Below are 4,821 nucleotides of genomic sequence, written 5' to 3'. Positions count from 1 at the left end.
ACCGAGCAGCTCCAAATAGACCAATGGCGAAAGCGTCGACGCATCAGCCAGCCGAAACGCTGCGATCGACAAGAAATGGCTGATCGCCGAAAGGAATCCGAGGCAGCAGAGCATCAACAGCAGGTTCAAACTCGGGGTTAACCACGTCAGCAATGCCATGGGTGTCAGAAGCGCTGTGCCGATCACGCATTGGAAGGCGAGTGTTTTCATCGGATCGCTTGTTGTCGCGGCCCATCGGGTGGCGATCAGATAGAGCGCGAATAATGCGCCAGCGCCAAGCGCAAGCAATATGCCTGGCTCGATGTCTGGACCGGGACGTAACACTACCAGCGATCCAGCAAAACCCAGTCCAAGGCTCGCGAACTTCGTCAGCGTGAGGGTTTCCCCGAGCACAAAGCTCGCAAGTATTGCGGCAATGATCGGCCCGACGAAGTACGCACTGACGGCGGTGGTTAGTGGAACCGTGGTGATCGACAGGAAGTAGAGCGTGGTGGCGGCGACGAGAAAGACGGCCCGCAAAGTATGTGAAATCCGCTTTTCGGAGGGCAGGAAGTGCCGGCCATGCAATGTTGCCGCGACTGGCAGAACGATGGCACTTGCCATCGCATAGCGCGCCCAGGCGATAAAGAACGATGAAAAATCGTCGGACAGTAATTTCGCAACCCCATCCACCAGCGGGACTACAAACATGGCAAGCGCCATAAGCGAGATGCCGAGCCCGGAGTTGGTTTTATATCCAGACTTGGGCGATGGCATCTTCGGTACGCCTAGCGATATCCGGTCGTATCGGCCGGCTTGCCCAAATCCTGAACCTCGACGAGGTAACGCCAGGCGTCGGGTTGCGAGCCGTCCAAATCGGTAAACCCGTAAACATTGGCAAGGCCTCCGCTCGACAGCGAGTGCCCATTCCAACGGCTCCGGTCCAGATCGGATGCGAGCGCCACTACCGCCCGGCCGATGAACCTTGGTGTCTCTGAAATAGCAAAGTGGGGCACGTTCGCGGTGGCGTCTCGCCAGTTGCTCTCGGTGACGCCGAACGCGTCCAGCATCATTTCTGATCTGAGCCAGCCGGGCGTCAACGAGATCGACGTGGCGCCGTGTTGCTCGAGGTCTTTGGCGTGCGCCCAGGCCAGGCGGTTCACCGCTGTCTTGGCAAGATCGTAGAAGGGATTGTTGCGGTAATTCGCAGCGTTGTACTCGGCGGTGCCGTCGGTCACCTCGATCAGCAGACCGCCGGGGCGTCCGATCAAGAGCGGCAGCGCGTGGTGGGCTGTTATGAGATGGGTGCGCACGCCAAGGTCGAGAAGGCGCAAGCCGTTCTCGAGATTGTGTTCCCAGACAGGCTTGTTCCACTCGAACAGCTTCTCGCCACCCCAGACATCATTGACGAGCATTTCAAGGCGACCATGGTCGCTTCGTATCCGATCGACCAGGGCGGCGACCGCTTCGGGCACAAGATGGTCGACTTGAATGGCAATGCCTTCACCGCCCGCCCCTGTCACGAGCTCCGCCGTCTCTTCGATCGTCTCTGGTCGGTCATATTCAGAGCGTTGCGATCCGGTCGTGCGCCCGGTCACGTACACGGTCGCGCCGGCCGCACCGAGTTCGACCGCGATGCCCCGACCCGCGCCGCGTGTTGCTCCAGCCACGAGGGCAACTCTTCCAGCCAAGCTTCCTGCCATGACAACCTCCCGTGCGGTATCGACAAGTGACTGTTGAAACACTATAGATAGTAACGTTGCTGATCAGGAGTGACTATTCAAGTGAAATTAGACAGTTACATAGACGCGGGTATCTTCACCTCAGTGGCGTTGGTGAATGGCCTGATCGACGGCTTTGCGGGAGGGGAGAAGGCCAGCTTGCCTGAGACTGGCGCGGCGATAAGGACTGCGCTGGAAATTGATCCGCCTTCGGTCGCCAACCTGACCGAAAGTGACTTTCCGGGGTTCCGGGCACTCGCCGAAGACCTTCACGCCGTCTTTGTCAGGATGGATGACGACGACCTCGACGGAGCAGCCCGCATCGTCAACGAACTCCTGCGCGAAAGCCCTGCATCACCATATTTGCACAAGGAAGATGACATTTGGCGCCTTCATCACCATCCGCCCGACGCACCGGTTCTGCCGATGTGGCGTGCGATCTGCGCCGAATCCTTGGCGCGGGTCATCGGCGCACAGGTCTCTGATCGACTAGGAGTATGCAGCGCTTCCCGGTGCGACAGAGTATTTGTCGATACTTCGAAGAACGCAACTCGGCGCTACTGTTCCGCATCTTGTCAAAACCGGGCAAAAATGGCCGCGTTCAGAGTTCGGAAAGCAAGCGATCTCGATCGCTAAATCGCAAAGGCGGCCCTGACCGGTCATCCGAGGGGTCGTCGTCTCTGCAGTGCGGCTTCTCCAAAGCCACCGTTGACAGATCCTGCAGCATTTCTGCCACCACGGCCTGCAATTGTGACGAAGCTGACCCTTTACTGAGCACCCGTATTTGTCCATTGCGGTCGGCCCAATCGACGCGCGCAGTGTCAGCGCCATCTCCTCGTGCCTTGACAAAATTGCTCGTCAATGTGATTGACAGTGAGACTTGTCAAGGCGGGTGCAACATGTTCGACGTTGAAGTCATTGATCGACCGGGCGCTGCGGCTGCAGCGCTCGATCCGGCGCGGAACCGGCTTCTCGCGGAATTGCAGGAGCCTGCATCGGCTGCGACGCTCGCGACACGGCTTGGCCTGAAGCGGCAGGGGATCAACTACCACCTCCGCACGCTGGAAGAGCACGGGCTGATCCAGGTCGCCGACACGCGGACCTGGGGCGGGCTGACCGAGCGCCTGATGGTGGCGAGCGCCGCTTCTTATGCCGTCTCACCAGAGGTCTTCGGTCCCGTGGCCGCAGACCCTGCACGGAGCAAGGATCGCCTGGCCGCCAGCTATCTGGTGGCGCTTGGCGCGCGCGTCGTGCGCGAGGTCGGGGATCTCTGGCGGCGCGCGCGCCAGGCGGACAAGGACCTCGCCACGCTTGCCATCGATACCGAGATCCGCTTCGCCTCGCCCGCTGACCGTGCCGCGTTCACGCGCGATCTGACTCAGGCGGTGGCAAGCCTTGTCAGCCGCTATCACGATGCGGCCGCACCCGGCGGGCGGGCGCATCGGCTGATCGTTATCGCCCATCCCACGTCAAAACCCGGAAAGGATGCATGATGCCTGTCAGAAAGGAACCGACGGGGCACCGCTCCGTGCAAGCCGAAGTCGAAGTGCGAGGGGCGCCGGAGACGGTCTGGGAGGCGATTGCAACGGGGCCGGGAATTTCGGCCTGGTTCGTACCGGCAGAGGTCGACGGGCGGGTGGGCGGGCAGAGCGTCTGCCATTTCGCGCCGGACGGCGGCATGGATTCGGTGGCGGCAATCACAGAATGGGAGCCCCCGCACCGCTTTTTGGCCGAGACGGACGAGGGGCCGGGCAAGGTCGCGACCGAATGGACGGTCGAGGCAAAAGCGGGGGGCACCTGCACGGTTCGGGTCGTCCATCGCTGGTTTGCCGAGAGCGACGACTGGGACGGGCAGTTCGAGGGGCATGCCGTAGGCTGGGTCTCGTTCTTCAAGATCCTGCGGCTCTACCTCGAACATTTTCCGGGCCAGAAAAGCGCACTGATCCCGCTTGCGGCGAAGCATGATGGTTCGGTGGCTGAGGCGTTCGGTCGGCTGATGGACCCGTTTGGCATCGCAGGTGATGCAGCGGGGCAAGCCATCAAGCCGGGCGGTGATGTGCCGGACCTGAAAGGCACACTGCTGGAGGTGCAGGATTACTCGCCGCACGGGTTCAGCGTGATCCTGAAGCTGGCGAGACCAGCGCCGGGCATCGCCCACTTGATCGGCTTTCCGGTCGGCGGGCCGGTCCACGTCTCGGTGCGGTTCTACCTCTACGGCAAACAGGCACCCGCTATCGCTGCAGACGTCGAGCCAGCCTGGCAGGCCTGGCTCGGCGCGCGCTTCGTGTAGGCTTGGGCAGGAGGAACGGCGGCCACTGAACGCAAAGGGTGGGACGGCACCGGGAAGCGCTTTCGTGCCCCGTCATTGTTGCTTTTGAACATGCCGAAAGGCACATAGTCAGAATGACGAAAAAAGAGAGCCATGAGGCCTACATAGCCGCTGCACCGGAACAGTTCCGCGCCATGTTGGGCCATCTGCGTGCCCAGCTAGCGCGGGCACTCTCGGACGCTGAAGAGGTGATCATGTACGATATGCCCGGATTTCAGATCGAAGGAACGGTCGTCGCGGGCTATGCTGCCTTCAGTAAGCAATGCGGTCTCTATGTTGACCCAGGTGCAATTGCTGCCCATGCCGACGAGATCGCTGCCCTGAAACTCAAGGCAACCAAGAGCGGCGTTACCTTCTCGGAGAGTAGGCCCATCCCTGCAGAACTCGTTGAGAAGTTAGCGGTTAGTTCGCGCAGCAGTAAGGGGCTTTGACGGCTGTCTTCGGCAACGCCAAGTTCGGCTTGCGCGCAGGTGCGAACTCGGAGTCGTTGGGCTGCGCGGAACTCTCCCGTAATCACGCGAGAGACCAATCAATTTGGCGAGCGACGAGACGCATCGATAACATGAGGACGGATGTCACACTGGCGCAGGCTGGCTCGTCATGGTTTTGCGACCAACAGAAGGAAGCCAACCATGACTGCAAGACTCAACCCTTTCGCTGCTGCCCCTTCGCTGATGAAGAATTGGCAACGCTCGGCGACCGAGTTCGCCGCCGCCACCAACTTCGATCCGATCCTTACTGAACTCGTGAAGATGCGGGCTTCCCAGATCAACGGCTGCGCCAATTGCATAA

The 4,821-nt window shown here is 60.8% G+C and carries 7 protein-coding genes; 5 read left to right on the top strand and 2 right to left on the bottom strand.

Features of this window, described 5'->3' with window-relative positions; genetic code table 11:
* Window positions 1–756: DMT family transporter (locus tag ACRCSW_RS06770; RefSeq protein ID WP_438703676.1), on the bottom strand; the 756-nt coding region annotated here is incomplete at its 3' end.
* An 11-nt stretch (window positions 757–767) separates the two neighbouring features.
* Window positions 768–1,682 carry an SDR family oxidoreductase gene (locus ACRCSW_RS06765; RefSeq protein ID WP_438703674.1) on the bottom strand — a complete coding sequence of 305 codons (915 nt, stop codon included), beginning with the start codon at window positions 1,680–1,682 and terminating at the stop codon, window positions 768–770.
* A gap of 132 nt (window positions 1,683–1,814) precedes the next feature.
* Between ACRCSW_RS06765 and ACRCSW_RS06760 the strand changes: the two genes are divergently transcribed.
* From ACRCSW_RS06760 to ACRCSW_RS06740, 5 genes are all read left to right on the top strand, one after another.
* Window positions 1,815–2,336, top strand: a complete 522-nt coding sequence (locus ACRCSW_RS06760; RefSeq protein WP_438703672.1) for a CGNR zinc finger domain-containing protein — start codon at window positions 1,815–1,817, stop codon at window positions 2,334–2,336.
* A gap of 263 nt (window positions 2,337–2,599) precedes the next feature.
* Complete coding sequence (locus ACRCSW_RS06755) at window positions 2,600–3,193, top strand: ArsR/SmtB family transcription factor (protein WP_438703671.1); 594 nt, start codon at window positions 2,600–2,602, stop codon at window positions 3,191–3,193.
* Window positions 3,190–3,990 (top strand): SRPBCC family protein, encoded by an 801-nt coding sequence (locus ACRCSW_RS06750; RefSeq protein ID WP_438703669.1) that lies wholly within the window; start codon window positions 3,190–3,192, stop codon window positions 3,988–3,990. The genes ACRCSW_RS06755 and ACRCSW_RS06750 overlap by 4 nt, the downstream gene beginning before the upstream one ends.
* A gap of 113 nt (window positions 3,991–4,103) precedes the next feature.
* Window positions 4,104–4,460, top strand: coding sequence for an iron chaperone (locus tag ACRCSW_RS06745; RefSeq protein ID WP_438703667.1), 357 nt, complete (start codon window positions 4,104–4,106; stop codon window positions 4,458–4,460).
* 141 nt (window positions 4,461–4,601) lie between these two features.
* The coding region (locus ACRCSW_RS06740; protein ID WP_438703665.1) for a carboxymuconolactone decarboxylase family protein at window positions 4,602–4,821 on the top strand (220 nt) is incomplete at its 3' end.

The organism is Tabrizicola sp. (assembly GCF_051645465.1).
Classification (GTDB): Bacteria; Pseudomonadota; Alphaproteobacteria; order Rhodobacterales; family Rhodobacteraceae; genus Tabrizicola.
The sequence above is the reverse complement of the archived record's forward strand: the minus strand, read 5'-3'. Positions and strand labels throughout refer to the sequence as shown.